This window comes from Bradyrhizobium sp. Pha-3, from assembly GCF_042258325.1.
GTDB classification, from domain to species: Bacteria; Pseudomonadota; Alphaproteobacteria; order Rhizobiales; family Xanthobacteraceae; genus Bradyrhizobium; species Bradyrhizobium elkanii.
In genome coordinates this window covers 5,285,227-5,310,915 of sequence record NZ_CP170151.1, presented here as the reverse complement: position 1 = coordinate 5,310,915, position 25,689 = coordinate 5,285,227, and the positions used below count along the sequence as shown (strand labels likewise).

Here is a 25,689-nt window from a genome sequence, read left to right as displayed (position 1 = left end):
CGACTGCAATCACCAATCAATCAGGGGAGGTCTCAATGTCGATCACGTTCAGTCCGTCGGGCGTCGGCTCGGTCGGAGTCCAGAATCCGGAGCTTGCGACATCGTTCCGCCGTGCGCAGTGGCGGATGCTGTTCGCGGCGATGTTCTGTTATCTGTTCTTCTACACCGGGCGGCAAACCTTCGGCTTCGCCATTCCTGGCATCCAGGCCGAGTTCGGCGTCACCAAGGAGGCCCTGGGCTGGGCCAGCGCGGCGCTGCTCTGGTGCTACGCGGTCGGGCAGGCCATCAACGGCAATCTCGGCGACAAGTTCGGCGGTCGCCGCGTGATGAGCGCCGGCGCGATCCTCTCCTTCATCATGAACTGGGCCACCAGCCTCTCGACCGGAATCGTCAGCCTCACCGCGTTCTGGGGCATCAACGGCTATTTCCAGTCGATGGGATGGGCGCCGGGCAGCCGGCTGCTGTCGAACTGGTGGGGCCGCCACGAGCGCGGCACGGTCTACGGGCTCTATACGTTCGCGGCCGGTCTCGCCTCGGTGCTGTCGTTCGTCACCTCGCTGGTCGTGGTCGGCTACTTCCAGCTCGACTGGCGCTGGATCTTCCGCATCCCGGTCGTGCTGCTGCTGCTCGGCGGCATCGCGTTCTATCTGATCGCGCGCGAGAAGCCCGAGGACATGGGCTTTGCCTCGCCGCATGACGAGGCCGACGAGGTCGCTGCAAGCGAAGCCGCGGTCGACGCCAATGAGGGTTCGCTCGCACGCTACAAGGCAGTGCTGTCGAACTGGCGCCTCCTGGTCGCCGGCGTCGCGATCGGCTTCCAGAACGCGGCGCGTTACGGCCTGCTGGTGTGGGTGCCCGTGCACTTCCTCGGCAGCAACTGGGCCAAGGCCGGCGCCGCCTCGGTGATCGATCCGCGCTGGATCAGCATCGCGCTGCCGGTCGGCATGGCGGTGGGCGCGTTCAGCAATGGCTGGGTCTCGGACAAGGTGTTCGGCTCGCGCCGCTACCTCGCCATCGTGCTCTACATGGCGCTCGCCGCGGTCACCTCGCTGTGCATGTACGCGATCCCGACCTCGGATGTCGTTCTCGGGATGACGGTGCTGTTCCTGTGCGGCTTCTTCACCTATGGGCCGCAATCCTCGTTCTGGGCGCTATGCCCGGATCTGGTCGGCCACAAGCGGGCAGGGACCGCAACCGGGGTGATGAACTTCTTCGCCTATCTGTTCGCAGGTCTCGGCGAGCCGATGATCGGCCACTTCATGGACAAGCATAACCAGACCTCGCTGGTGTTCCTGGTGGTCGCCGTCTGCGCGACCTCCAGCGCGGTGGTTGCGGCCTTCATCCGCCGCTGACGAACGATCCGCATTCAGCGGCTCACCACAGTCCGCGCTTCCGACGGGAAGCGCGGACCACTGTTTTTGCAACGAGCAGAACGCCGTTGTGCGTGCGATTGGTGGAGCCGCAACGCGGGGACCAATTCCCTGAAATTGCCTGGCTCGAGCGAGTGATCTGGCGCCCAATCCCTGATCACCGGTGCTCAATTGTAGCGCAAATATGATAATATATTCAGGGATATCAAAATGATACAATAAATTGCATGCAGAATACAAAATGTGCTTGTCGGTTTGACCGCCTTGAAGCAGACTTCGCGCAGGGCAGGAGACGCCAGCAACCTTCAAGGACGAGGGGCGGGCCAGGGCAAAACAATCTGTCGGGAGGAGCGAGCAATGAGCGATCAGGTGTCCACCATCGCAATGGCAGATACGGCAAAGCCGAGCGGCGTACGCTGGAAGATTTTCCTGCTGATGCTGTTCCTGATCTCGATCAACTATATCGATCGTGCCTCGCTCTCGGTCGCGATGCCGGTCATCGCCAAGGAGTTCGATATCGATCCGGCGATGCAGGGCCTGATCCTGAGCTCGTTCTTCTGGACCTACGCGCTGATGCAGGTGCCGGGCGGCATGCTCGCCGATCGCTTCAAGCCGCGCATCGTGATCGCGCTCGCGACGCTGTTCTGGGGCTTCTTCCAGGCGCTGGCGGCGTTGTCCACCAGCTGGATGCTGCTGCTGTTGACCCGGCTCGGGCTCGGCGCGTCGGAAGCGCCGATCTATCCGGCCGGCGGCAAGCTCAACGCGATCTGGATGACCCAGACCGAGCGCGGCCGCGGCGCCACCTTGCTGGACGGCGGCGCGCCGCTCGGTGCGGCGCTCGGCTCGATCGTGATCGCCTGGCTGATGGCGGCGTTCAGCTCCTGGCGCGTCGCCTTCGTCATCGCCGGCGTCGGCACCATGCTGTGCGGGCTGTGGGCCTGGTACTACATCCGCAACGTGCCGCGCGAGCATCCGTCGGTCAATGAAGCCGAGGCTCGCTATCTCGAGGAGGCGCATGCGATCGAGGATGCGGCGACGCCGCCGTCCTCGGGCGCAAGCTGGATGGCGTATTTCCGGTTTCGCTCGGTGTGGTGCATGTGCCTCGGCTGGATGTTCTTCAACACCACGTTCTACGGGCTGTTGACCTGGATGCCGACCTATCTGTTCAAGGTGCACGGCTTCGACATCAAGGCGCTCGGCGGCGCGTCGTTCATCATCTTCTTCGCAGGCTTCGTCGGCGAGCTGGTCGGCGGCTGGATCGGCGATAACTGGCGGGAGCGGGGTGGGTCGCCCAACACCGTGTTCCGCACGCTGTTCGGCATCGCGGCGATCATGGCGACGGTCTCGATCTTCCTCGTCGCCTACGTCACCAACGCGGTCGCGGTCGTGGTGCTGCTGTCGACGACGCTGTTCTTCCTGCGCTGGTGCGGCATGTACTGGGCGATTCCGTCGGCGCTGGCGGGGCGCGGCAAGTCCGGCTTCCTCGGCGGTTGCATGAATCTCGGCGGCAATATCGCCGGCATCACGACGCCCCTGATCGTCGGCTTCATCGTGCAGGCCACCGGCTCCTACTTCCTGGCCCTGATGTATTTCGCCGCCGCGGGCATTGCGCTGTTGATCTGCTCGACCCTGATCGATTACAGCCGCAAGCTCCCGGTCTAAAACGGATGCGGCCGAATCCGCCAAGGGTTCGGCCGCTTGACGAGGCTCACCAATGACACGTCTTATCAGGCTCGGCATGCTGACGCCGTCGTCGAATACCGCGCTCGAGCCGATCACCTGCGCGATGCTATCGGGGATCGACGACGTCTCGGCACATTTCTCGCGCTTCAAGGTGACCGAGATCGCGCTGTCGGAGGCGGCGCTGCGCCAGTTCGACGCCAGCGAGATTCTTCGCGCGGCCGAGTTGCTCGCCCATGCCAAGGTCGACGTCATCGCCTGGAACGGCACCTCGGCTAGCTGGCTCGGCTTCGACCGCGACGAGAGCCTGTGCGAAGAGATCACGGCGGCAACGGGTATCAAGGCCTGCACCACGGTGCTGGCCTATCGCGACCTGTTGCGGCGGATCGGCGCCAGCCGCATCGGGCTGGTGACGCCGTATCGCAAGGACGTGCAGGAGCGGATCGTCGCCAACTGGAATTCACAAGGGCTGCATTGTCTTGCCGAGCGGCATCTGTCGCTGCAGGACAATTTCTCCTTTGCCGAGGTCAGCGAGGCCGAGGTCGCGCGGCTGATCGAGGAGGTGGTGCGCGAGGGCTGCGATGCCGCCGTCGTGCTCTGCACCAACATGCGCGGTGCCGGGCCGGCCGAGCGGCTGGAGCGCGGATTTGGCGTCCCGGTGCTGGATTCGATTGCGGTGACGCTGTGGGCGTGCCTCACAGCTGCCGGCTGCGATCCGTCGCGTGTGCAGGGCTGGGGCAGCCTGTTCGCGAACCCCGATCTGCGCGCGGCCACCGCGATCCACGTGGGAGGGCGCGATCTCCAATCATGACAATGCAGGCAAGCGGTGACTGAAGCCAAAGCGACCAGACGTACCAAGGAACCCAAGCGCGCGATGACCGCGCTGCAACGCCGGCGCTTACGTGTGCCGCGGGTCGGACTGCACGAGCAGGCGGCGGCGCGGCTGCGCACCATGATCGTGCGCGGCGAGCTGGCGCCGGGGCAGTCGCTGGGGGAGGCGGACCTGTCCGATGCGCTCGGCATCTCGCGCACGCCGCTGCGCGAGGCGCTCAAGCAATTGGCGAGCGAGGGCCTGGTCGAGCTGCGGCTCAACCACAGCGCCGTGGTGGCGCCGTTCCGCCGCGCCGAGCTCGCCGAACTGTTCGAGGCCGTCAGCGGCATCGAGCGCTGTGCCGCCGAGCTCGCCGCGCTGCGCATGGAGCCGGAAGACTTCGAACGGCTCGCGGCGCTGCAGGACAAGATCGAGTGGCATCACGGCCGTGGCGAGCTGCGCGACTATTTTCAAGTTAATCAGCAGATCCATTCGGCGATCGTCGGCTTCGCCCGCAATACGGTGCTGAAGGCGACGCACGAGGCGCTGCTGGCGCGGGCCGAGCGCGCGCGCTTCTTCGCGCTGTACGTGCTCGGCCGCTGGGATGAATCGGTGCGGGAGCATCAGGAGATTTTGTCCGCGCTGAAGGCGCGCGATGCGGCCCGGGCCGGGCAGATACTGGCCCACCACGTGCGCCGCACCGGCGAGATCGTCGCCGAGACGCTGGATGCCAAGACGCTGGATGCCGAGGCGGCCGACGCTGGGGCACCGGAGCCTCCGGCAAGGCCGCGCGGCCGCAAGACGAGGAACGTTGCGCCATGAAGATCCTGCTGCTCAATCCCAACACGACGGCTGATGTGACGGATCTGCTTCATGCCGCCGGCAGCAAGGCGGCGTCGGCCGGCACCGAGCTCGTGCCGGTCACTGCCGCGCGCGGCGTGCCTTATATCGCGACCCGCGCCGAGGCCCAGATCGGCGGCGCGATCGCGCTGGAGATGCTGGCCGAAGCCGGCCCCGGCGTCGATGCCGCTGTCATCGCGGCGTTCGGCGATCCCGGCCTGTTCGGCGCGCGTGAGCTGTTCGCCTTTCCCGTCGTGGGATTGGCCGAAGCTGCGATGCTCACGGCCTGCATGCTCGGCCGCCGGTTTGCGATCGTCACCTTCGCCGGCGCGCTGGCGCCCTGGTACGAGGAATGCGTCGCGATGCACGGGCTGAGTTCGCGCTGCGCCGGCATCCGCACGCTTGACGGTCATTTCCAGTCGATCTCGCAGGTGCAGGCCGAGAAGGAGGAACTGCTGGTCGCGCTCGCCAACCGCGCGGTCGAGCAGGACAACGCCGATGTTGTCATTCTGTCGGGCGCGCCGCTCGCCGGACTCGCGGCAAAGGTCCGCGACCGCATTCCGGTGCCGGTGGTCGATCCGGTCGCGGCGGCGGTGCGGCAGGCGGAAACGCTCGCCGTGCTCAAGCCGCGCAAGGCGGTGGCCGGCACCTTCCGCCGTCCCGATCCGAAGCCGACGCGCGGGCTGGCCGAGCCACTCGCCGCAATCATCGAACACCGCTCACCGAGGGAGGGAACAAACTGATGTCCTTCGACACCATCATCCGCGGCGGCACCGTGGTGACCGCTGCCGACACCTTCCCCTGCGACGTCGGTATCCGCGACGGCAAGATCGCGGCGCTCGGCCATGATCTCGGCGATGCGGCCACGATCATCGACGCCACCGGCCGCCTCGTGCTGCCGGGCGGCATAGATAGCCACGTCCACTTCGCCCAGCCGTCCGGCGACGGCATCGTGATGGCCGACGGTTTTGCCAGCGGCACGCGCTCGGCGGCGTTCGGCGGCAACACCACCGTGCTGCCGTTCTGCCTGCAGGAGAAGGGCCAGACGCTGCGCGAGGCGTTGAAGCATTACCATTCGCTGGCCGAAGGCGAGTGCCATGTCGACGTCGCCTTCCATCTCATCCTCACCGATCCGACCGAGCATGTGCTGGGCCAGGAACTGCCGGCGCTGGTCGAGGACGGCTACACCTCGCTCAAGGTCTTCATGACCTACGAGGGCCTCGCGCTCTCGGACCGCGAGCTGCTCGAAACCATGTCGGTTGCGCGCGAGACCGGCGCCATGCTGATGGTGCATGCGGAGAATTTCGACGCCATCCGCTTCCTAACCGACCGGCTGGAGCGCGCCGGCAACACCGCGCCGCGCTTCCATGCGACCTCGCGGCCGATCCCGGTCGAGCGCGAGGCCACCCATCGCGCGATCTCGCTGTCCGAGCTCGTCGACGTGCCGATCATGATCGTGCATGTCTCGAACCGCGAGGCGATGGACGAAATCCGGCGCGCGCAGCAGCGGGGCTTGCGGGTGATGGGCGAGACCTGTCCGCAATATCTCATGCTGACCGAACAGGATCTCGATCAGCTCAACATGGAAGGCGCAAAATACGTCTGCTCGCCGCCGCCGCGCGACGTCGCCAGCCAGCAGGCCTGCTGGGAAGGGCTGCAGCAGAAGGTGTTCTCGGTGTTCTCGTCGGACCATTGTCCGTTCCGTTACGACGACCCGCAAGGCAAGCTTGCGCCGAAGGGGCGCACCAGCTTCCGCTGGGTGCCGAACGGAATCCCGGGTGTGGCGACGCGGCTGCCGATCCTGTTTTCCGAAGGCGTGGTGAAGGGGCGGATCGACCTCAACAGTTTTGTCGCCTTCAGCGCCACCAACCACGCCAAAATCTACGGCCTCTATCCGCGCAAGGGCACCATCGCGGTCGGCTCGGATGCCGACATCGCGCTGTGGGACCCGAAGCGCAAGGTGACGATCCGCCACGAGCTGATCCACGACGGCGCGGACTACACGCCCTATGAAGGGCTCGAGGTCACGGGCTGGCCGGTGCTGACCATGGTGCGCGGCAAGGTCGTCGTCGATAACGGTACGCTCGTCGGCGGCAAGGACCACGGCACCTATCTGCCGCGCGCCAAGCCGCCGAAGGCCGCGACCATTCCGTAACGCGACCATCCCGTAACAAGCAAAGAGAGAAGGCAGGAGATCAACATGCCCTATGCTGTGACAGACGACGGAGTGCGGCTTTATTTCGAGGAGACCGGATCGGGGCATCCGGTGATCCTGGTTCACGAGTTCGCCGGCGACCTGCGCAGCTACGAGCCGCAGATGCGGCACTTCGGCAAGCGCTTCCGAACCATCGCCTACAATGCGCGCGGCTTTCCACCGTCCGATGTGCCGGAGCAGGTCTTGTCCTATTCGCAAGCGCGCGCCGCCGACGATATCCTGGCGGTGCTCGATCACATCGGCGCGCCGAAGGCGCATATCGTTGGTCTGTCGATGGGCGGCTTTGCGACGCTGCATTTCGGATTGCGTCACCCTGATCGGGCGCTGTCGCTATGCATCGGCGGCTGCGGCTACGGCGCCGAGCTCGACAAGCGCGAGACGTTTCGCGCCGAGGCCGACGTGATCGCGGGCATGATCCGCAAGGAGGGCATGCCGGCCTTCGCCGAGCGCTACGCCTACGGGCCGACGCGCGTGCAGTACGAGAACAAGGACCCGCGCGGCCACGCCGAGTTCAAGACCATGCTGGCCGAGCATTCGGCGGTGGGATCGGCCAACACCCAGCAGGGCGTGCAGAAGGAGCGTCCCTCGCTCTACACGCTGGTCGACGAGATGAAGCGCATCAATGTGCCGACGCTGATCATCACCGGCGATGAGGATTGGCCATGCCTGCTGCCGGGCATCCTGATGAAGCAGAGCATCCCGTCGGCCGCGCTCGCGGTGATGCCGAACTGCGGCCACGCCATCAACATCGAGGAGCCCGACGAATACAACCGGATCGTCGGCGATTTTCTGGCGCAGGTCGAGAGCGGCCGTTGGCCGCAGCGCGATCCGCGGGCGGTCAGTGCTTCGATTACGGGGATGAAGGATTAGCCTCGTTCACCGTCGCGCCGAGCTGACTCGCGGCCTTCATCTGCCACCAGACCAAAAGATCCGCGCTTTTGGGGACACATCCCCGGAGGGCGCGGATTTATTTTGGGCGTGAGCAGCCGCGATTGCCGGCGGCGCATGATTTGTTCACATGATTGCTGACTGCCGCCGTCATCTTCAACGCGATCCCTTCAATTCCATGTCTTCTGACCGAAGCCGCGTCTACGGATAGCCGCTCGCGTCAGAGGCGTGACGTCCGCTATGCGCGCAAAGATTGGGCCCCCGATATCTGCTGCAACCGATGCGGACATGAGCGCGCATCATCGTTCGTCGCATTCATTCGACCGACACAGCGCTGTCATCGGTGGTGGATAACTTGTCGCAGGTCGACGTCATAAATCCTTAAAAATAAGAGGGGCACTACGGTGAAAGCCAAATTTCTTTCGACGGTCGGAGTCTGTCTGGTTGCTGCCGCTGCGGTGATGTGCAGCGCCGCCGCTCAGGACGACAACAAAGGCAATAACGGCCACGATCATCATCCGCACGACACCCACACCCAAACGCCGATCAAGCATCTCGTCGTCATTTTCAACGAGAACCGCTCGTTCGATCACTACTTCGCAACTTACCCGGTTGCGACCAACCCGACCGGCTCGATCCCGTTCACGGCGAAGCCGCATACGCCGAAGGTCAACAACCTCGCCAGCGCCAATCTGTTGACCAACAACCCGAACACCAACCCGGCGAACGGCACTGGCGCGACCAATCCGTTCCGCCTCGACCGCACCCAGGCCAACACCAAGTCGCAGAACCACGCCTATACGCCCGAGCAGCAGGCGGTCGACAACGGCAAGGAAGACCTGTTTCCGAAATTCACCGGTCGCGGCACCGCCGGCGGTGTCGGCGCCTTCGGCACCAACGGGCAGGTGATGGGCTATTTCGACGGCAACACCGTCACCGCGTTCTGGAATTACGCCCAGAACTTCGCGATGAGCGACAACAACTGGACCGACACCTTTGGTCCGTCGACGCCCGGCGCGCTCGAAGTGGTTGCCGGCCAGACCAACGGTGCGCAGAACATCGTCGGCTCGTCATCGTCGATCGCCGACGGCAAGGGTGGTCTGACGCTGATCGGTGATACCGACCCTGCCTACGATGCCTGCTCGAGCACGACCAGCCAGGTCCTGATGACCAGCAAGAACATCGGCGACCTGCTCAATGCCGAGCAGATCAGCTGGGGCAGCTTCATGGGCGGCTTCGACCTGACGCTCAAGAACAGCAACGGCACCACCTACTGCGGCCGCAGCACGTTCTCGAGCAACGTCAACGGCACCGTCGTGGACTACATCCCGCACCACGCCTGGTTCCAATACTACAAGTCGACGGCCAATCCGACCCATGCGCGGCCGAGCTCGGTGAATGCGGTCGGACACACCTATGTGCCCGGCAGCAAGACGCTCGATCCGGCCAATCACGCCTACGATCTCGAGGACTTCTACGCTTCGGTGAAGGCCGGCAACTTCCCGGCCGTCTCCTACATCAAGATGCCGGCCTATCAGGACGGCCATCCCGGCAACTCCGATCCGCTCGACGAGCAGGCCGGCAATGTCGAGCTGATCAACTTCCTGCAGAAGCAGAAGGAATGGGGCGAGACCGCCGTCATCATCACCTATGACGACTCCGACGGCTGGTACGACCACCAGTACCTTGCGCCGATCAGCGCCTCGTATGATCCGACCGCCGACCAGGTCAACGGCCCCGGCCGGTGCGGCCGCGGTATCGGCAAGCAGACGCAGCCGAACGGCCTCAACGGCCAGCCGGTGAACGGCCGCTGCGGTCCCGGCACGCGCGTCCCGTTCCTGGTGATCTCGCCCTTCGCCAAGCGCAACTACGTCAGCCACACCCGCATCTCGCAGGCGTCCGTGGTGCGCTTCATCGAGGACAACTGGCTGCACGGCCAGCGTCTTGGCGGCGGCGCGTTCGACGACAGCGTCGAATCGATCGCTGACATGTTCGACTTCGAGCGCGGCCACGGCCAGGACCACGAGTACCGGCAGGACACGCTGTTCCTCGATCCGACCGCCGGCACGGTCATCGTCAGCCCGCCGGATGATCACCATCACCACTAACGCCCTTCGGTTCTGATCCAATCAGAACCGAAGCTCCGCCCTGACGCGTTCTGCTCGCGCGAACTGGTCTCCAGTTCGCGCGAAAACGCTTAACGACACTGGATATGACATGAACGGCCGCACCTTGTGGCTTCTCGGCGCCGGCCTGCTGTGCATGGCCGGCACTGTTGCGGCCGCCGAGACGCAGGGACTTCCGGGGACCAATCCGAACCCGGTGCAGCTCAGGCGTCCGCCGGTCGCCCCGCTGTCCGCGATGGCGCTGCTCGGTCAGAAGATCTTCTTCGACGCGTCGCTGTCCTCTTCGGGCGGATTGTCATGCGCGTCCTGTCACAGTCCGGACCATGCCTACGGGCCACCCAATGATGGGCCGGTGATGCTCGGCGGGCCCGCGCAATCCCGGCAAGGGACGCGCGCCGTGCCGGGCCTGACCTATCTCGACCGGCAGCCGAATTTCAGCATCGGGCCGGAAAAGGACGAAGACGACAATGTCGTCGACTTCGCGCAACTGGCCGCGCTCGGCCAGCAGGCCGCGCGCGCCAGGAAAGTGGCGACCGGGACTGCCGCCTCAGCAGTCAATATCGTGCCGCAGGGCGGACTGTTCTGGGACGGCCGCGCCGATACGCTGCAGGACCAGGCGATCTTCCCGCTGCTCGATCCCAACGAGATGGACGGCGGCAGTATCGAAATCGTAGCGCAGAAGCTGCGCCAGGCGAGTTACGCGCCGCGCTTCGCCGAGCTGTTCGGCGCCGGTGTCTTCGACAACACGCGGCTGCTGGTCGCGGAGGCGATGTTTGCCGTCGCGCGTTATCAGGTGGAGGAGCCGAGCTTCCATCCCTACACGAGCAAGTTCGACTACTGGCTGGAGGGCAAGGCGCGATTGGACGAGAGCGAGTTGCGCGGCCTGCAATTGTTCAACGATCCGGACAAGGCCAATTGCGGCGGCTGCCATACGTCGCAGCCGACCCGGGACGGTCTGCCGCCGCTGTTCACCGATCATCAATATGAGGCGCTCGGCGCGCCGCGCAACGCCGCGCTCGTCAGCAACCGCGATCTCGACCATTTCGATCTCGGGGTTTGCGGTCCGTACCGCACCGACATTGCCGAGCAGACGCAATATTGCGGGATGTTTCTGACGCCGACCTTGCGCAACACGGCGAAGCGTCGCGTGTTCTTCCACAACGGCGTCTTCACGAGCCTCGAGCAGGTGCTCGACTTCTATAACTTCCGCGATACCAATCCGGAGAAGGTCTTTCCGCGCGGCGCCGACGGCACGGTGCGCAAGTACGATGACCTGCCGGAAAAGTATCACGGCAATGTCGACGTCAGCGATCCGCCGTTCGAGCGCCATCTCGGCGACACGCCCGCGATGACGGCGCAGGATGAGGCCGACATCATCGCCTTCCTGAAGACGTTGACCGACGGTTACCAGCCGGAGCGGTGAGACGTCGCGACACCGCGGAACCGCACTGTGAGTTGGCAGCGCTTCGTCATGCGCGCATAATGGCTGCATGAATGTCGTCGAAGGCAACGGTGCCAGGATCCCGGCAATCGGGCTCGGCACATGGGAGCTGCGCGGGCGGACCTGCGCGCGCATCGTCGAGCAGGCGTTGCGGCTCGGCTATCGCCACATCGACACCGCGGAGATCTACGACAATGAGCGCGAGGTCGGCGAGGGGCTGCGTGCCTCCGGCGTCAAGCGCGACGACGTGTTCGTGACCACCAAGATCTGGACCACGCATTTCATGGCGAAGGATCTCGAACGCGCCGCCAAGGAGAGCCTGGCGCGGCTGCGCCTGACCGAGGTCGATCTGTTGCTGCTGCACTGGCCCAATCCGCAGGTGCCGCTTGCCGAGACGCTCGGCGCGCTGGCGCGGGTCAGGCAGGCGGGCCTGGCGCGGCATATCGGCGTCTCCAACTTCAACGCGGCGCTGATCGAGGAGGCGGTGGCGACATGCCCCGAGCCGCTCGCCTGCGACCAGGTCGAATACCATCCTTATCTCGACCAGGCCGATGTGATCGAGGCCTGTCGACGCCGCGGCATGGCGTTCGTTGCCTACAGCCCGATCGCGAAGGGGCGGGTCAAGGGCGACCGCGCGCTGGCGCGGATCGGCGACCGCTATCGCAAGAGCGCTGCCCAGGTCTGCCTGCGCTGGCTGGTGCAACAGAATGTCTCCGCGATCCCGCGCACCTCGAAGCTCGAACGTCTTCAGGAAAATATCGGCATCTTCGATTTCGAGTTGTCGGATGAGGACATGCGCGAGATTTCGGCATTGGGCAGCGCTGACGCGCGATGATGAGCCCCGTGGCGCATGGGGCACGGCCTGAACATCAAGTTTCGGAAAAATGGCTGGGCCGTGATCCCAATCATGCTAATGCCCCGCTGGCCGATTGCAGCTTTGGACCGAATGGGGATTGAGGCAGGCGGGTTCCGGCCGGTATTATAGCCGGCGGGGAGAGACATCACTGACGTGATCGAGTGGGATGAAGTTTCGGCCAAACGCGGATCTGATGGCGTCGGTGTTCGTGCACCTGATGCTGCTCGCGCTGATTTTCCTTTATTCGGAGGTCCATCAGTTCGATCCCGTCGCCGCTGATACGGTGCCGGTCGAGATCGTGACGCCGCAGGAGGTCGCCAGGTCCGAGGTCGAGACCAAGCCCGAACCGGCACCGAGCCCGTCGCCGACGCCCGAACTGCAGTTGCCGTCGCTCGACAAGCCGGTGGATTCAGCCAAGCCCGAACCATCGGCGCAGGCGCCCGCGCCACAGCAGAACGCGCCACAGCAGCCGCCGCAGAAGCAGCCGACGCCGCCGGCGCCCAAGCCCAGCCCGGCGCCGCAACGTGCCGCGGCCGAGCCGCCGCCCGCGCCGCCAACGCCACCGATGCCCCAGCCAACGGCGCAGCAACAGGCGGCAGCGTCGTCGCCTGCCTATGCGCAACCCGAGCCTGATCTTTCGGTCAAATACAATGTCATGCTCGGCCTGCCGCCCGACATCTCCGTGAAGCCGCCCGCCAGCGCGCCGTCCGGCCCCGGACCCGGCAGGGACAATTTCGACGCAGCCGCCACCGAGCAGGCTGACGTCGGCTCGAGCGTGGTCGCCGAATTCCGCCGTCACCTGAAGACCTGCCTGAAACTCCCGCCGACGCTGAGCACGGGCGACGACGTCAAGATCAAGCTCAGGGTGTTCATGAAGCCCGACGGCAAGCTCGCCGCGCAGCCGGTGCTGATCGAGGCCACCGCCTCGGAAAAGGGGCCGCTGCTGCTCAAGAGCGCGACCGAGGCGCTGCAGGCCTGCCAGCCCTATGCGATGCTGCCGCGGGATCGCTACGGCGAATGGAAGGTGCTCGACCTCGATTTCAGCCCGCGCGATTTCGCGTCGTGAGCCGAGGCAAGCTTCAGCTTCCCATCGCCTGCCAGGCATTCGAGGCGAACTGCCGGCGCCAGATCACGATCACCACCGCGGCTGTGGTGACGAACAGCACCCAGGGGCTGACGAACCAGCCGAGATAGCCGAGCGCGAAGAAGAACGCGCGCTGGCCGCGGTTGAAGTGCCGGCCCGCCGTCTCGAACAGCCGCGTGGTGCGGATCACATGGGCCTCCGCCTCCGGCGTATCGCGCTGGTCGGCCGGCGGCATCGCGCCGAACAGGATCGCCACATAGTTGAACAGGCGATAGGCCCAGGCGAATTTGAAGAAGGTGTAGATGAAGATCAGGATCAGCCCGATGCACTTGACCTCCCACAAAGCGGGCGAGGGCGTGAGGTTGACCGGCAGCGCGCCGAGCACGGCGAGCGCGTCATTGGTGGCGCGCAACAGCGCCAGCCCGCCGCCGATCGCGATCAGGCTGGTGGAGGCAAAGAACGCGGTGCCGTTCTGCAAGCTGGCCATGATCTGCATGTCGACCATCCGTGCGTCGCGGTTGAGCAGATTCCGCACCCAGATCTCGCGATAGACATGCATCCGCGCCGACAGGCTGTCGCGCCCATACGCGGTGTGCTCCAGCGTGATGGTATAGACCAGCCATTCCAGCGCAAAGAAGCCGACGGCCAGGATGTCGGTCCAATAGCCAGTCATGTTGCCTTCCTTCGTGAGCGCGCGGCTGACTGGCCGCGCCGGGCCGCATCCGCGTCATGTACAGGTTGAACGCGTGCAATGCACTATGGCAAACTACCGTGGCAACAGGATTCCCGGACATGCTCAAGCTCGTCATCGGCAACAAGAACTATTCGTCATGGTCGATGCGGCCCTGGCTGGCGTTGCGCGCCAACAACATCCCGTTCGAAGAGGTCTTCATTCCGCTCTACACGGACCAGACCGACAAGGACCGCATTCTCTCGTTCAGCAAGGCCGGCAAGGTGCCGACACTGATCGATGGCGACGTCACGGTGTGGGATTCGCTGGCGATCATCGAATATCTCGCCGAGAGATTTCCCGAGGCGAAGCTCTGGCCTGCGGATCGCGCCGCGCGCGCGCATGCCCGCGCGATCTCGGCGGAGATGCATTCCGGCTTCATGCCGCTGCGCAACGAATGCGGCATGAACCTGCACCGGCCAATCCGCGCCGTCGCGCTCTCCGATGATGCGCGCGCCAACGTGGCGCGGATCCAGGAGATCTGGGCTGATTGCCATGCGCGCTACGGCAAGCAGGGTCCGTTCCTGTTCGGCGCATTCTCTGCGGCGGACGCGATGTATGCGCCCGTGGTGCATCGTTTCCGCACCTACGCGATCCCGGTGGAGGCCGAGGCGCAGCACTATGTCGATGCCATGATGGCGCTGCCGGCGTTTGCCGAATGGACCCGCGACGGCACTGCCGAGACGCTGCGGATCGCCCGATTCGAGGATGCCTGACGGTCCTGAAGCTTCGGTCCTGATTGAATCAGAACCGAAGCTTCAGATTTTTGTTTCGACGCGTTTTCTTCACGCGAACCGGTATCCACTTCGCTCGAAAACGCTCCATGCGCTTCCGAATTGTGACAGCGGTCGCAAAGATCGCGGCTTGACGCCGCGGGGTTGGAGGCGTCGAATCCGGAAAGGCTGGTTTTGCAAGTCGTGAAAGGACTTAGACCATGGGCATTCTCGATTCCCTGGAGAATTCGCCGGAGCTGAAAGGCATGCTTGGCCAGCTTGGCGCGGCGGTGATCCCGGTCGTGCTCGGCGAGGTCTTGGGCAATGGCGGGCAGGGCGGCTTGTCCGCGATCGTCGCCAAGCTCGAGCAGGCCGGACTCGGCGAGCAGGTCAAATCCTGGATCGGTACCGGTCAGAACCTGCCGATCACGGCCGAGCAGCTCCAGCAGGTGCTCGGCAGCGACACGGTCAAGCAGCTCGCCGCCAAATTCAACATTCCGGTGGACCAGCTGTCCAAGGTGCTCGCCCAGCAACTTCCGGCTGCGGTCGACGGCGCGAGCCCGGGCGGCAAGCTGCCGCACACCGCCTGAGCGGCTGGAATCAGGGTTCCAGCGGGGCTGGGCGCGCAATTTCCGGCTGGCACGCAAATTGCTGTCTATCACCCTGAAAAACCTGCAAAAATTGCACCTTCGCTATGCCCCAATCTTGCTGGATTTGGGGAGGTGCGATGTGCTAGCTTGCCGCAGGGTTCTCAAAATGCCGGCCTGAGCTAGCGGGACTGTCAGCTCAGCCAGCAATCTCTAAGAAAATGGAGAGGGCGTTGAAGCATAAGTACTCGATTGGCGAGACCGTCTATTTCACGGCCAGCAACGTGGCGCGCCCCGCCGCGAGCGGCACCTATCAAGTGATCCGGCTGCTGCCGACCGACGGTGACGACTGCCAGTATCGCATCAAGAGCTCGACCGAAGCTTTCGAACGGGTGGCCAAGGAGAGTCAGCTCGCGCTGTCCTGAAGGAGTTGTGCGCAAGCCGGCGGCTGGAGCGGGTTCCGCACCGCCGCCGTCAAAAGGCCCTGTTCGCAGACCCATTGTGCTGAAGGTTGGACGTCGGGGTGGCGGCGTTCGCCGTCGCCGATTGTGCTTACGCTGCGTTGAGGGACATCGCGCATGAACTGGGCTTCCTCGCTGGATCAGATCTGGCGCTCACCGACCTTCCCGATGTGGTTGACGCTGGCCGCCGCGGGGTTCTTTGGGATCGTCGTTCTGGTCACGCTGCTGCGTGCGGAAAAATCCGTCGCCAACGGCGCGCTGACCGTGATCACGCTGCTGTCGATCGCGGTTGCGGTCGCCGCGACGATCCGTGGCTTCGGCCCGGGCGGGCAGGCGGCGCCGGCCGAGACGCGGACGGCGCAACTGGCCAGCCAGACGGTGCCGGCGTTGGCCTGCGTCGACGACCTCGCCGGAGACGCCGTTCTCAACGCCTGCGAGAAGGTGCTGTTCGGTTCATCGGATACGGCGGCAGCGGCGGTGAGCTATGCGGCGGCGCAGGTCTCGCGCCTGACTGCGCTGGGCGACCTCGCGACCGCCGAGCGCAATTCGACCACCGAGTTGCAGGCGCTGCGCCGCGCCATCGAGCATGACCGCTATGGCCTGGTCGCCTATGCGCTGATGGCGCGCGACCACTGCACGCCGACCGCGTGCCCCGCGTTCCGCTCGCTCGGCGACAACCATCAGATCATCGCCAACATGAACGAGCGGACCTACGAGAACCTGATCACGCGCTACGCAGGGTCGTGGAACGCGCCGGCCGGCGCCCAGGCATCGGCTGCCTCCGGCCTGGTCGCGGCGCTGCCGCAGTCATTGCCCACCGGCAAGCCGACCAATGCGGAGTTTCCGAGCTCGGCGAACACGCCGCCGGTCAGCATCATGACGCCCGAGCCGGCAAAGCCGGCCGCCGCCGCACCAGCGCCGGCCGCGCGCGCCGCCGCGCCGCCCGCCGCAGCCCCGAAGCGTCCGCCGGCGGCGAAGCGCCCGGTCCAGATCGCGCCGGCCCCGGCCGCGCCAGCGCCGCCTCCTGCCGCCGCCAGCGCACCGGCGGCTGCGAACGAACAATGAGCGTGATGACGGCGGCTTGAGCCGCCGTCACTGCACTGTTCCGGCTTCGCTTCGCTCGAAAAACGCTCAAGTCCCGATATCCACCGCCGCGGAGAGCGCTCCCTTTTCAAAGCGCGCGCCGGCCGCTACATCCGGCACATGCCGCTTCATCTCATCAAGCTCGCCGTCGGTTGCGACTCCGTCAAGGAACTCAAGGGCTGGGTTGCCGAACGGATGGCGACCGCGAAGAAAAAGGGCCTGCCGCTCCGTCACGTCCACGTCACGCGGATGACGCCGAAGCGCGAGGAGGAGATCCTTGCCGGCGGCTCGCTCTATTGGGTGATCCGCGGCGAGATCGCCGCGCGCGAGAAGATCATTGCCATCGAGCCGTTCCGCGACAAGGACGGCATCGGACGCTGCCGGCTGGTGATGCAGCCCAAGGTGATCGCGGTCTCGCCGCGGCCGATGCGGCCGTTCCAGGGCTGGCGCTACCTGACTGCGGACTCCGCGCCGGCCGATCTCACCAAGTCGAGCGCGGCCAGCGTGGCATCGATGCCCGAGCCGATGCGCCGCGAGTTGCGCGACCTCGGCTTGCTCTGAGCGCGATGGCTGCCGCGAACTACTGCGGCTGTGTCACGAGATGCAGCCGAGCCCATTCTGAGGCCGGGACCTCGACATAGCGGCCGCCGCCCGCATTGCTGACGGCGACGTCGAGCAGTTCGTGATCGATCCCCATCTCGCCAAGATAGCGTCGGAACTGGTCGGTGAAGATTGAGGTCAGGCTCTCGCGGTGCTCGGCCGAGACGTTGGGCGCGAGCCGGTTGTGGATCGCCATGCCGCTCAGCACCACGCGGCTGCCCTCCGGCAGGCTGCGATGCACGCCGCCCGACAGCACCAGCAGGCAGGCGAAATCGCAGGCGACGCCGGACAGCTTCTCCTTCGCATCGAGCGGGCCGCCGGGCCGCTTGAGCGCGAAACATTCCTCCTCGGATTTTCCGGTGCAGGCCTCGACCTCGGTCGCTGCGACCGCGGCATCGATGCCGCGATCGCGCAGGATGCGGCCGAGGCTGGAGGCGACGTTGAGGTTGGAATTCCCCCTGACGTTGATCACCACCGGCAGCTTGCGGCCGTTCTGCCGGTCGAGGATCGTCAGCAGGCGCTTGTAGGTATCCCACTGCACGGCGCCCTCGGCGGCGATCCAGTCCGCGCAGCCCGGGCCGCAGGCATCGGGCGCACCATGCGCAACATAGAAGATCATCGCGCCGGGCGCCGAATTGACCCCCCGACCGGCGGCCGGGTCTGCGCCTGCGCCAGGCCTGCGGCGACGAGCGCGATGCCGAAAGCAATGTCTTGCCTGAAATAACCGCTCATTCCGATCGCCTCTGAAAGGCGCGATCATCCACGCGTCGGGCCGCGCAGATGAGGCCGAGCCCTCATTACAGGCTCGCACCTCGTTTGCGCATGAACCGCATCACACTTTCCGGATCCTGCTTCAGACCGGGATGTTGTCGATCAGACGCGTGCTGCCGAGCTTTGCCGCCACCAGCATCCGCATCGGGCCGTCCTTCAGCGAGCCGATCGGCGCCAGCGAGGCGGCGTGGCGCACTTCGAGATAATCGAGCACGAAGCCGGCCCTGGTGATCGCCGCCGCCCCGTCGGCCATTGCGGTCGCGATATCCTCGCCGGCGCGCAGGCGGCCGGCCGTCTCCTTCATCACCCGATGAAGCTCGGGGGCGGCGCGCCGCTCCTCCGGCGAGAGGTAGATGTTGCGTGACGACATCGCGAGACCGTCGCGCTCGCGCACCGTTTTGGATCCGATCACCTTGACGCCGAGGTCGAGGTCCGCGGCCATCTGGGTGACGACCCGGAGCTGCTGAAAGTCCTTCTCGCCGAAGATCGCGACGTCGGGCCGGACCTGGGTGAAGAGCTTGCCGACCACGGTGGCGACGCCGCCGAAGAAATGCGGCCGGAAGCGATCCTCGAGCCCGGCGGTGGCCGGCCCCTCCGGCACGATCCTGGTGGCGAAGCCGTCCGGGTACATCGCCTTCAGCTCGGGATGCCAGATCAGGTCGACGCCCTCGGCGGCGAGCTTGGCGACGTCGGCTTTCCAGGTGCGCGGATAGGAGCCGAAATCTTCGGTCGGCGCAAACTGGGTCGGGTTGACGAAGATCGAGACGACGACCCGCTTGGCGCGGCGCTTGGCGAGGCGCACCAGCGACACATGGCCGTCATGGAGCGCTCCCATGGTTGGGACCAGCGCGACGGTGGCCTTCTTGGCGCGCAGGGTGTCGACGGCGCGACGAAGGGCGGGGACGGTACGGACGACGGTGGGATTTCTCGGCATCTGGTCTCGGCTCGTGGGGCAATCCGGGTGGGAACGAATCTGGGCGGGACGGGTTGGCGTTCGGCAGGTCACGCAGCTTACCAAGTCCGAACCACGATCGGCAAACCGGCCGATAAGCCTTACACGACCTCGAACGTGCGCGGATCAAAGCCGCCGATCGACGCAGCAGTCTTGCTTGATCGATTCATCAGCCCGGCCGCAATCGATTTCCTGTCGCAGCGATGCATTTCACTTGACCGCAGCGGCGCTCGCTTTGAAGATCATTGCGGGGATTTGAATCATGTTGGTGCAGGCTCGTCAGGGTCAATCCGGCTCCGCACATGTCATCGTGCTGGGCAACGAGAAGGGTGGATCGGGAAAGTCGACCACCGCCCTGCATATCGCCGTCGCGCTGCTGAAGGCCGGGCAACGCGTCGCCAGCATCGATCTCGACTGCCGCCAGCAGAGCTTCACCCGCTACATCAGCAATCGCCAGGCCTGGGCGCGACGCACCGGGCTCGACCTCGAGCTCCCGGCACACCACTGCATCAAGTACGGCGAGACGATGCAGATCGAGGAGAACGAGAACGCGGAATTCCAGCAGTTCATGGCCGCGGTGAGCGCGGTGGAACGCGCCTATGATTTCATCGTCATCGATACCCCGGGCGCGGACAGCTACCTGATGCGGCTCGCGCATTCGATGGCCGACACTTTGGTGACCCCGATCAACGACAGCTTCCTCGATTTCGACGTGCTCGGCACCGTCGATCCCGCGACCTATGCGGTGACCGGCGAGAGCCATTATGCGGAGATGGTGCGCGACACCAGACGCAAGCGCCGCCAGCTCGATGGCGCCTCGACCGACTGGATCGTGGTGCGCAACCGGCTGTCGATGCTCGGCTCGCGCAACAAGCAGCTGGTGGCCGACGGCTTGAAACAGCTGTCGCTGCGGCTCGGGTTCCGTGCGGTCGACGGCTTTGCCGAGCGGGTGGTCTATCGCGAATTCTTCCCGCGCGGGCTGACGGCGCTCGACGACATCGACGAGGCGACGCTCGGCACCCGCCCGAGCCTCGGTCACGTCACCGCCCGCGAGGAGGTGATGAGCCTGCTGCGCCAGCTCAAGCTGCCGCTCGACGAGCGCGGCCGCCGCCGGGCCGCCAACCGGGCCGAATGGTTCAGCCAGGTCGACAAGCCGCTGGAAGTCGACGACATCATCGGCAGCTAGTCCGCCGGGCACTCCCTGGGGCAGGTTCCAGGCGGCAGGCGCGCAGCAGGTGACGATAGTCACTTCCTGGACCGTGCAGAAGCACGGTAGTCTTGCGGGGTTTTCGGCCACTCCGTCGCCAATATGCCGGAACAAAGCTGGCCAGATCCGGTTTTCCCAAGCTAGCCGCGTTCCCGCTCCCCGTCGGCTGGTCTTGAGGTATTATCGTGCCGCAGAGTCATGGCGCCAGAAGCGAATGCACAAAGGTTGTGTGCACCGCACAATGAACGTGCTGCGAAGTCCCAACTTTTAGACTTCCTGTCACAGCGCTGTGACTTATATTCTCAAAAGGAGGCCGAAGAGTCTCCGGCCAAGAATAGCCCTGAAAAGGCGGGCACCTCGAGGACGTCATGAAGCGTGGAATTCTCGTTCTGCTTTCTCTCTCCGTGGTGATCACGGCGGCCTATTTCACCGCGAGCAAGTGGGCGATCCGTCACGAAACTCTCATGTTCAAGGATCCGACGCGCGATGAGCGGCCGGTCGCGGTCGACGTTGCCGTGCGCTTCGACAAGGAGATGCAGGCCGACGCTGGCATGATCACGCTGCCGGTTGCGATCCTCAATCATGGCAATACCGTCAAATTCACCGAATATTCCTTCCTCGCGAACGTGTTCGCGGCGCGCGGCTATCTGACCATCAGCATTCAGAACGACCTGCCGTCGGACGGACCGATGGTGACCAAGGTCGGCGAGCTCTATGTCGGCCGCCTGCCGCAGTACCAGCGCGGTATCACCAACATCAAGTTCGCGATCGAGGAGATGAAGAAGCGCCAGCCGAACGCGGACTACAGCAAGCTGACGATGGTCGGCCATTCCAATGGCGGCGACATCGCGCTGTATTTCGCCAAGCAGTATCCGGACGAGATCAAGAAGGTGGTGACGCTGGACAATCTGCGCGTGCCGTTCATGACCGACGGCAAGTTCAAGATTCTTTCATTCCGGTCTCACGATTCGCAGTTCAAGCCGGATCCGGGTGTCGTTCCCGATGCCGACGAGTGCGAGAAGGCCGGCATCACCGTGGTGAACACCAACTTCCAACACAATGACATGCGTGACACTGGGCCCGAGAAGGCCAAGGACTCGATCCAGGCCATGCTCGATAAATTCCTGGCCGACACCGACAGCGCTGTCGCGCCGGTCGACACCAGGAATGCGCCGCCGAAGATTCTGGAGCCCGGTCCCGTCTCGCTCTACGTGCCGGTCGAGAAACCTCAGACCTTGACCGACAAGCTCAAGAAGTCGCTCTCGCTGACCAAGACCGAGACGAAGAAGGATCCGTCGGTCACGAATTGACCGGGCGGCACGGCACCCAGGCTGGCCCGTCACGTTGACCAATCCGCTGCCGCGGCCCACATAGTGTTTGCTGTACGAGGCAAGCGCTGATGGCCGGCAAGACGATCAAACCGACATCCGGAAGCGATGTACGCCCGGCCCATGCGCCTGGCGTGCCGACATCCAGCGCGAACGACATCGCGGCATTCGTCGCCAAAGCGCGGGCGATGTCGCCGCATCGCGCCGGCGCGCGCGGCAGGCTGGTGTTCGCGCTCGACGCCACGATGAGCCGGCAGCCGACATGGGACATGGCGTGCACGCTGCAGGCGGACATGTTCCGCGAGGCCGGCGCGCTCGGCAGTCTCGATATCCGCCTCGTCTATTATCGCGGCTTCAATGAATGCCGTGCGTCGGGCTGGATCTCCGACAGCGCGCAGCTCGCGCGGCTGATGAGCAAGATCGATTGCCAGGGCGGCAACACCCAGATCGGCAAGGTGCTGTCCGAGACGCGTCGCGAAGCAGTCGAGGCCGGGGTGCGCGCGCTGGTGTTCGTCGGCGACGCGATGGAGGAGAGTGCCGACGATCTCTGCGCCAAAGCCGGCGAGCTCGGCCTGCTCAAGGTGCCGGTCTTCATGTTCCAGGAGGGCAGGGATGCGACCGCCGAGCAGACGTTTCGCGAGATCGCGCGGCTGACCGGCGGGGCATGGTGCAGGTTCGATCCCGGCGCGGCCGCGCAGCTCCGCGAATTGCTGCGTGCCGCCGCAGCCTATGCCGCCGGCGGCCGCGAGGCGCTGCTGCAGCTGGCCAAGACCGCGAGCGGTGCGGCGAAGCTGATCGGCCAGATGAAATAGCGCCGCGTCGCGTCAGGCTCCGCCTGACGCCGGTGAGACGAAGCTTCGCATGCTTTTTGCCGCCGGGCCGCCTATATTCCGGATATGCCAACCCTGATCGCTGGTGTCGTCGCCGTTGTCGTCCTTTATTCCGCGCTGCAGATGTTTCGTGCGGCCAATCCCGCCGTGCTTGCGCGCGCGATCAAGATCGGCGGCGGGGTGCTCGCGCTGGCGGTCGCGGCCTTTACCGGCGTGCGGGGCGAACTGGCGGTGGCAATTCCGCTCGGCATTTTCGGCGCCGGACTGCTCGGCTGGTCGCCGTTCGGAAGCACCGGATTTCCCAATCTCGGCGGCATGTTCGGCGGCTCGCGCAGCCAGGGACAGAGCTCGCGAGTGCGCTCGCAATATCTCGATATGACCCTCGATCACGGCAGCGGCGTGCTCAGGGGCCAGATCGTGGCCGGACCGCAGGCCGGCCACATGCTCGATGAGTTCGACCTGTCGCAGCTATTGGCGATGGTCCCGAGCTTCGACGCCGAGAGCGTCGCGCTACTTGAAAGCTATCTGGACCGCCGCTTTCCCGCCTGGCGTCAGGACGCACAGGGCGACCGGGCACGGAGGCAGGGCCGTGCGGCGTCGGGCGGCAAAATGACGAACGAGGAGGCCTATCAGATCCTTGGCCTGCAGCCGGGAGCGTCGCGCGACGACATCAGCCGGGCTCACCGAACCCTGATGAAGAAACTCCATCCCGACCAGGGGGGCTCGACGTACCTCGCGGCCCGTGTGAACGAGGCCAAGGACACTCTGCTTCGCACGCATCTCTAACTCCGGCTACGCTACCAACGCCACAGCCGAGAGCTGCCTTCCGTTTCTGATTGATGCCCCGTCTGGCCCGCCGCTGTCCGGCGTGGCCGATCGCTCTTTCGGGAAAACTTAACCGTAAAAGCTTGACGAGAAGTTTCATGGTTGCGCCGCGCTCTGACGGCCGGCCGTTTCCGCGGCGGCAAAAACAAAACGGCCGGCGCTTGCGGCGCCGGCCGTTCGAAATCAGAAGATGCTGACGATCAGTTTCGAACGGTGATGCAGGAGATCTCGGCGCGCTTCAGCGTCTTGCAGGCCGCCTCGGCCTGATCGCGCTCGAGGCCGGCAAAGCGGGCGCGATAGAGCTTGCGATTGTCCTTGGCGACCACCTCGGTGAACGGATCCGCCTTGCTGAGCAGGCCGCGGGCCGAGCTGCGCGCCAGGTCGATACGCTTGTTGGCCTCGCCCTCGGACTCCAGCGCGCCAACCTGGATGATCCAGCCGGTATGCGCGGCGCCCGGCCTTGCTGAGCTGGTCGGCGGAGCGGCCTGCACGCTGCGGGTTGCGGGTTCGATCGACGCCACGGCCTGTGGCGCCGGGGCAGCGGGTGCATGCACGGCTGAGGCCGGCAGCACGCCGAGGATGCCGTTGCCGGTGCCGAAATTGGCCGGCTGCGGCGGCATTTCCGGCCTCGAGGTCTCGGCGGCCCGCGCCATCATCGCATTGGAGGTCTCGGGGACTTCGCCGCGCGAGGGGATCGTGTTGGTGATCGGAGGCGCGGACTGCGCCGAGCCGGCCGCGGCGAGCTTGATCTGGCCGGCCTTGACCTGCACCGTCTTCACCTTGACCGGCTTCATCGGTTCAGCCGAGCCGGGGATCGCGGCGATCGGCTGGGTCTGGATCACGCCTGAGGTCAGCGGCGCCGGCTCGGGCTTGGCCTGCGGCTCCGGCTTGGCCGGAAGCGGCGGCAGCGCGGCGGCGGCGGCCGCCATCAGCGAGGGTTTGCTGGCCGGGCGCGGCGCCTGGATCGCGGCAGCTGCAGCGGCGGGCTCCGATGCCGCGATGGGCGAGGCGTCCGGCGCGCGCGCATTATCCGCGTCGGCGACCTCGACATTGGCGTCGGCCGGATTGCGTTCGGTGATCGCGGCGGCGGTGCGGGTGGTCGCGGCCTTACCGACGTTCTCGGCGAGCAGGTTGCGCATGATGGCGTCACGCGAGCCGCCGCTGCGGCCGCCTAGCACCACGCCGACCAGGAAGCGATTGCCGCGGCGCATCGAGGTCACGAGGTTGAAGCCGGAGGCGCGGGTGTAGCCGGTCTTGATACCGTCAACGCCCTCGACGTTGCCGAGCAGATGGTTGTGGTTGCGGATCGATTGGCCGCGGAAGTTAAACACCGAGGTCGAGAAGTAGCGGTAATAGCGCGGGAAGCGGTCCTGGATCGCGCGGCCGAGGGTCGATTGATCGCGCGCCGTCGTCACCTGCTCATCGTTGGGCAGGCCGGAGGCGTTGCGATAAACGGTTCGGCTCATGCCGAGCGCACGGGCCTTGCGGGTCATCATCCGGGCGAAATCGTCTTCGCTGCCGCCGATCGCCTCGGCGATCACGACCGCGGCGTCATTGGCGGAGCGGGTGACCAGGCCCTTGATGGCGTCTTCGACCTTGATGGTCGAGCCGGGCCGCAGGCCGAGCTTGGTCGGGTCCTGTTCGGAGGCGTGCTCGGACACCGGCATTTCGGTGTCGAGCTTCATCTTTCCGGAATCGAGGCGCTCGAACAGCAGATAGAGCGTCATGATCTTGGTCAGCGAGGCGGGGTGGCGCAGACCGTCGGGACTGGTGGCGGTGAGCACCGAACCGGTGTTGCCGTCGACGATGATCGACGCGAATTGCGGGCTGTAGCTTTCGCGCGCGGCCTCGCTGTGGTGGTGACGGGCGTAGTGGCGCCGGTGACGGCGCGCCTCGGCGCTATCACTCGTGATCAGGATCGCCGTCGTGACGGTAACGAGCCCAAGAACGCCAACTCGCAGCGCCCGCGAGGAGGCCAAGGTTGTTCGAAGCATCTACTTCCCCGTCCCAATTTCTATCTAGATCACTGGCTCGTGAGGCGAAATTGTGCCCGGCGGCCATCGATCCTTGCCTGCGCAACAAACCACTTCGGACAGAACCATCGGCCCACGTGGCGGCTCAGGTCGCTCTTCTAGCTAAGGTGTTGTTCACAAACAGCTTTCGGGACTGTCTGTCGGAAGGCGAACAAAGTCCGGGAATCAGGTTAGGCGGACCGAGTTTCCAAAAGATTAAGCAACCGTTGCGTAGTCCCCCGGGGTTTATCGCAAATGCCGGAGATTCGGGGCTGTGTG

The 25,689-nt window shown here is 65.3% G+C and carries 24 protein-coding genes; 20 read left to right on the top strand and 4 right to left on the bottom strand.

Annotation, left to right across the window (positions count from 1 at the left end; translation table 11 throughout):
• Positions 1-35: 35 nt before the first annotated feature.
• The 11 genes from ACE10X_RS25035 to ACE10X_RS24985 all read left to right on the top strand — a co-directional run bounded on the left by ACE10X_RS25035 (position 36) and on the right by ACE10X_RS24985 (position 13,293).
• Positions 36-1,352, top strand: a complete 1,317-nt coding sequence (locus ACE10X_RS25035) for an MFS transporter (RefSeq protein ID WP_038385811.1) — start codon at positions 36-38, stop codon at positions 1,350-1,352.
• A 375-nt stretch (positions 1,353-1,727) separates the two neighbouring features.
• Positions 1,728-3,032 (top strand): MFS transporter, encoded by a 1,305-nt coding sequence (locus ACE10X_RS25030; RefSeq protein WP_028336433.1) that lies wholly within the window; start codon positions 1,728-1,730, stop codon positions 3,030-3,032.
• A gap of 52 nt (positions 3,033-3,084) precedes the next feature.
• Positions 3,085-3,861, top strand: a complete 777-nt coding sequence (locus ACE10X_RS25025; protein ID WP_038385810.1) for an aspartate/glutamate racemase family protein — start codon at positions 3,085-3,087, stop codon at positions 3,859-3,861.
• A 15-nt stretch (positions 3,862-3,876) separates the two neighbouring features.
• On the top strand, positions 3,877-4,683 hold the full coding sequence (locus tag ACE10X_RS25020) for an FCD domain-containing protein (protein ID WP_038385809.1): 807 nt from the start codon (positions 3,877-3,879) through the stop codon (positions 4,681-4,683).
• The gene (locus tag ACE10X_RS25015; protein WP_038385808.1) at positions 4,680-5,444 is read left to right on the top strand and encodes an aspartate/glutamate racemase family protein; all 765 of its coding nucleotides are present in this window, start codon (positions 4,680-4,682) and stop codon (positions 5,442-5,444) included. The genes ACE10X_RS25020 and ACE10X_RS25015 overlap by 4 nt, the downstream gene beginning before the upstream one ends.
• A complete protein-coding gene (hydA, locus tag ACE10X_RS25010) occupies positions 5,444-6,856 on the top strand; it encodes a dihydropyrimidinase (RefSeq protein ID WP_202948926.1) in 1,413 nt (470 codons plus the stop codon). Before ACE10X_RS25015 ends, hydA begins: the two co-directional genes overlap by 1 nt.
• Before the next feature lie 45 nt (positions 6,857-6,901).
• Positions 6,902-7,786 (top strand): alpha/beta fold hydrolase, encoded by an 885-nt coding sequence (locus tag ACE10X_RS25005; protein WP_375763012.1) that lies wholly within the window; start codon positions 6,902-6,904, stop codon positions 7,784-7,786.
• A gap of 422 nt (positions 7,787-8,208) precedes the next feature.
• Positions 8,209-9,912 carry a phospholipase C gene (locus ACE10X_RS25000; protein ID WP_375763011.1) on the top strand — a complete coding sequence of 568 codons (1,704 nt, stop codon included), beginning with the start codon at positions 8,209-8,211 and terminating at the stop codon, positions 9,910-9,912.
• Positions 9,913-10,021: 109 nt separating this feature from the next.
• The gene (locus ACE10X_RS24995; protein WP_038385804.1) at positions 10,022-11,353 is read left to right on the top strand and encodes a cytochrome-c peroxidase; all 1,332 of its coding nucleotides are present in this window, start codon (positions 10,022-10,024) and stop codon (positions 11,351-11,353) included.
• 67 nt (positions 11,354-11,420) lie between these two features.
• The gene (locus ACE10X_RS24990; protein WP_038385803.1) at positions 11,421-12,206 is read left to right on the top strand and encodes an aldo/keto reductase; all 786 of its coding nucleotides are present in this window, start codon (positions 11,421-11,423) and stop codon (positions 12,204-12,206) included.
• Between the two features lie 187 nt (positions 12,207-12,393).
• Entirely contained in the window at positions 12,394-13,293 is a 900-nt protein-coding gene (locus ACE10X_RS24985; protein WP_038385802.1) for a hypothetical protein, read from the top strand.
• Between the two features lie 13 nt (positions 13,294-13,306).
• Here ACE10X_RS24985 and ACE10X_RS24980 read toward each other — a convergent pair whose 3' ends face one another.
• Positions 13,307-13,984: a DUF599 domain-containing protein gene (locus ACE10X_RS24980; protein ID WP_028336422.1), complete on the bottom strand. Its 678-nt coding sequence runs from the start codon at positions 13,982-13,984 to the stop codon at positions 13,307-13,309.
• Positions 13,985-14,103: 119 nt separating this feature from the next.
• Here ACE10X_RS24980 and ACE10X_RS24975 point away from each other — a divergent pair, with 119 nt between their 5' ends.
• From ACE10X_RS24975 to ACE10X_RS24955, 5 genes are all read left to right on the top strand, one after another.
• The gene (locus ACE10X_RS24975) at positions 14,104-14,757 is read left to right on the top strand and encodes a glutathione S-transferase family protein (RefSeq protein ID WP_038385801.1); all 654 of its coding nucleotides are present in this window, start codon (positions 14,104-14,106) and stop codon (positions 14,755-14,757) included.
• 218 nt (positions 14,758-14,975) lie between these two features.
• Positions 14,976-15,344 carry a YidB family protein gene (locus ACE10X_RS24970; protein ID WP_028343362.1) on the top strand — a complete coding sequence of 123 codons (369 nt, stop codon included), beginning with the start codon at positions 14,976-14,978 and terminating at the stop codon, positions 15,342-15,344.
• 218 nt (positions 15,345-15,562) lie between these two features.
• Entirely contained in the window at positions 15,563-15,766 is a 204-nt protein-coding gene (locus ACE10X_RS24965) for a hypothetical protein (RefSeq protein WP_018272021.1), read from the top strand.
• A 153-nt stretch (positions 15,767-15,919) separates the two neighbouring features.
• Positions 15,920-16,867, top strand: a complete 948-nt coding sequence (locus ACE10X_RS24960; RefSeq protein ID WP_038385800.1) for a hypothetical protein — start codon at positions 15,920-15,922, stop codon at positions 16,865-16,867.
• Between the two features lie 138 nt (positions 16,868-17,005).
• Complete coding sequence (locus ACE10X_RS24955) at positions 17,006-17,446, top strand: DUF1489 family protein (RefSeq protein WP_038385799.1); 441 nt, start codon at positions 17,006-17,008, stop codon at positions 17,444-17,446.
• A gap of 19 nt (positions 17,447-17,465) precedes the next feature.
• On the opposite strand, the gene ACE10X_RS24950 is transcribed toward ACE10X_RS24955, so the two are convergent.
• Both ACE10X_RS24950 and panC read right to left on the bottom strand, forming a co-directional pair.
• Complete coding sequence (locus ACE10X_RS24950) at positions 17,466-18,104, bottom strand: hypothetical protein (RefSeq protein ID WP_375763010.1); 639 nt, start codon at positions 18,102-18,104, stop codon at positions 17,466-17,468.
• Between the two features lie 234 nt (positions 18,105-18,338).
• Positions 18,339-19,190, bottom strand: coding sequence for a pantoate--beta-alanine ligase (panC, locus tag ACE10X_RS24945; protein WP_038385798.1), 852 nt, complete (start codon positions 19,188-19,190; stop codon positions 18,339-18,341).
• A 280-nt stretch (positions 19,191-19,470) separates the two neighbouring features.
• Between panC and ACE10X_RS24940 the strand changes: the two genes are divergently transcribed.
• The 4 genes from ACE10X_RS24940 to ACE10X_RS24925 all read left to right on the top strand — a co-directional run bounded on the left by ACE10X_RS24940 (position 19,471) and on the right by ACE10X_RS24925 (position 23,359).
• Positions 19,471-20,394, top strand: a complete 924-nt coding sequence (locus tag ACE10X_RS24940) for a division plane positioning ATPase MipZ (RefSeq protein WP_225158842.1) — start codon at positions 19,471-19,473, stop codon at positions 20,392-20,394.
• Positions 20,395-20,783: 389 nt separating this feature from the next.
• Positions 20,784-21,725: an alpha/beta hydrolase family protein gene (locus ACE10X_RS24935; RefSeq protein WP_375763009.1), complete on the top strand. Its 942-nt coding sequence runs from the start codon at positions 20,784-20,786 to the stop codon at positions 21,723-21,725.
• An 89-nt stretch (positions 21,726-21,814) separates the two neighbouring features.
• Positions 21,815-22,555, top strand: coding sequence for a hypothetical protein (locus ACE10X_RS24930; protein WP_038385796.1), 741 nt, complete (start codon positions 21,815-21,817; stop codon positions 22,553-22,555).
• An 84-nt stretch (positions 22,556-22,639) separates the two neighbouring features.
• Positions 22,640-23,359 carry a DnaJ domain-containing protein gene (locus tag ACE10X_RS24925; protein ID WP_375763008.1) on the top strand — a complete coding sequence of 240 codons (720 nt, stop codon included), beginning with the start codon at positions 22,640-22,642 and terminating at the stop codon, positions 23,357-23,359.
• A gap of 239 nt (positions 23,360-23,598) precedes the next feature.
• Here the strand turns inward: ACE10X_RS24925 and ACE10X_RS24920 are convergent, their stop codons facing one another.
• Positions 23,599-25,392 (bottom strand): D-alanyl-D-alanine carboxypeptidase, encoded by a 1,794-nt coding sequence (locus tag ACE10X_RS24920; protein WP_304555116.1) that lies wholly within the window; start codon positions 25,390-25,392, stop codon positions 23,599-23,601.
• Positions 25,393-25,689 lie beyond the last annotated feature (297 nt).

Bases quoted from the DNA above. Each gene is read 5' to 3' on its own strand.
- ACE10X_RS24925 (WP_375763008.1), top strand. From the start codon at position 22,640: ATGCCAACCCTGATCGCTGGTGTCGTCGCCGTTGTCGTCCTTTATTCC.
- ACE10X_RS24975 (WP_038385801.1), top strand. From the start codon at position 14,104: ATGCTCAAGCTCGTCATCGGCAACAAGAACTATTCGTCATGGTCGATG.
- ACE10X_RS24980 (WP_028336422.1), bottom strand. From the start codon at position 13,984: ATGACTGGCTATTGGACCGACATCCTGGCCGTCGGCTTCTTTGCGCTG.
- ACE10X_RS25025 (WP_038385810.1), top strand. From the start codon at position 3,085: ATGACACGTCTTATCAGGCTCGGCATGCTGACGCCGTCGTCGAATACC.
- ACE10X_RS24970 (WP_028343362.1), top strand. From the start codon at position 14,976: ATGGGCATTCTCGATTCCCTGGAGAATTCGCCGGAGCTGAAAGGCATG.
- ACE10X_RS24995 (WP_038385804.1), top strand. From the start codon at position 10,022: ATGAACGGCCGCACCTTGTGGCTTCTCGGCGCCGGCCTGCTGTGCATG.
- ACE10X_RS24990 (WP_038385803.1), top strand. From the start codon at position 11,421: ATGAATGTCGTCGAAGGCAACGGTGCCAGGATCCCGGCAATCGGGCTC.
- ACE10X_RS25005 (WP_375763012.1), top strand. From the start codon at position 6,902: ATGCCCTATGCTGTGACAGACGACGGAGTGCGGCTTTATTTCGAGGAG.
- panC (WP_038385798.1), bottom strand. From the start codon at position 19,190: ATGCCGAGAAATCCCACCGTCGTCCGTACCGTCCCCGCCCTTCGTCGC.
- hydA (WP_202948926.1), top strand. From the start codon at position 5,444: ATGTCCTTCGACACCATCATCCGCGGCGGCACCGTGGTGACCGCTGCC.
- ACE10X_RS24955 (WP_038385799.1), top strand. From the start codon at position 17,006: ATGCCGCTTCATCTCATCAAGCTCGCCGTCGGTTGCGACTCCGTCAAG.
- ACE10X_RS24935 (WP_375763009.1), top strand. From the start codon at position 20,784: ATGAAGCGTGGAATTCTCGTTCTGCTTTCTCTCTCCGTGGTGATCACG.
- ACE10X_RS24930 (WP_038385796.1), top strand. From the start codon at position 21,815: ATGGCCGGCAAGACGATCAAACCGACATCCGGAAGCGATGTACGCCCG.
- ACE10X_RS24950 (WP_375763010.1), bottom strand. From the start codon at position 18,104: ATGATCTTCTATGTTGCGCATGGTGCGCCCGATGCCTGCGGCCCGGGC.
- ACE10X_RS25035 (WP_038385811.1), top strand. From the start codon at position 36: ATGTCGATCACGTTCAGTCCGTCGGGCGTCGGCTCGGTCGGAGTCCAG.
- ACE10X_RS25015 (WP_038385808.1), top strand. From the start codon at position 4,680: ATGAAGATCCTGCTGCTCAATCCCAACACGACGGCTGATGTGACGGAT.
- ACE10X_RS24965 (WP_018272021.1), top strand. From the start codon at position 15,563: ATGGAGAGGGCGTTGAAGCATAAGTACTCGATTGGCGAGACCGTCTAT.
- ACE10X_RS24940 (WP_225158842.1), top strand. From the start codon at position 19,471: ATGTTGGTGCAGGCTCGTCAGGGTCAATCCGGCTCCGCACATGTCATC.
- ACE10X_RS24920 (WP_304555116.1), bottom strand. From the start codon at position 25,392: ATGCTTCGAACAACCTTGGCCTCCTCGCGGGCGCTGCGAGTTGGCGTT.
- ACE10X_RS24960 (WP_038385800.1), top strand. From the start codon at position 15,920: ATGAACTGGGCTTCCTCGCTGGATCAGATCTGGCGCTCACCGACCTTC.
- ACE10X_RS25030 (WP_028336433.1), top strand. From the start codon at position 1,728: ATGAGCGATCAGGTGTCCACCATCGCAATGGCAGATACGGCAAAGCCG.
- ACE10X_RS24985 (WP_038385802.1), top strand. From the start codon at position 12,394: ATGAAGTTTCGGCCAAACGCGGATCTGATGGCGTCGGTGTTCGTGCAC.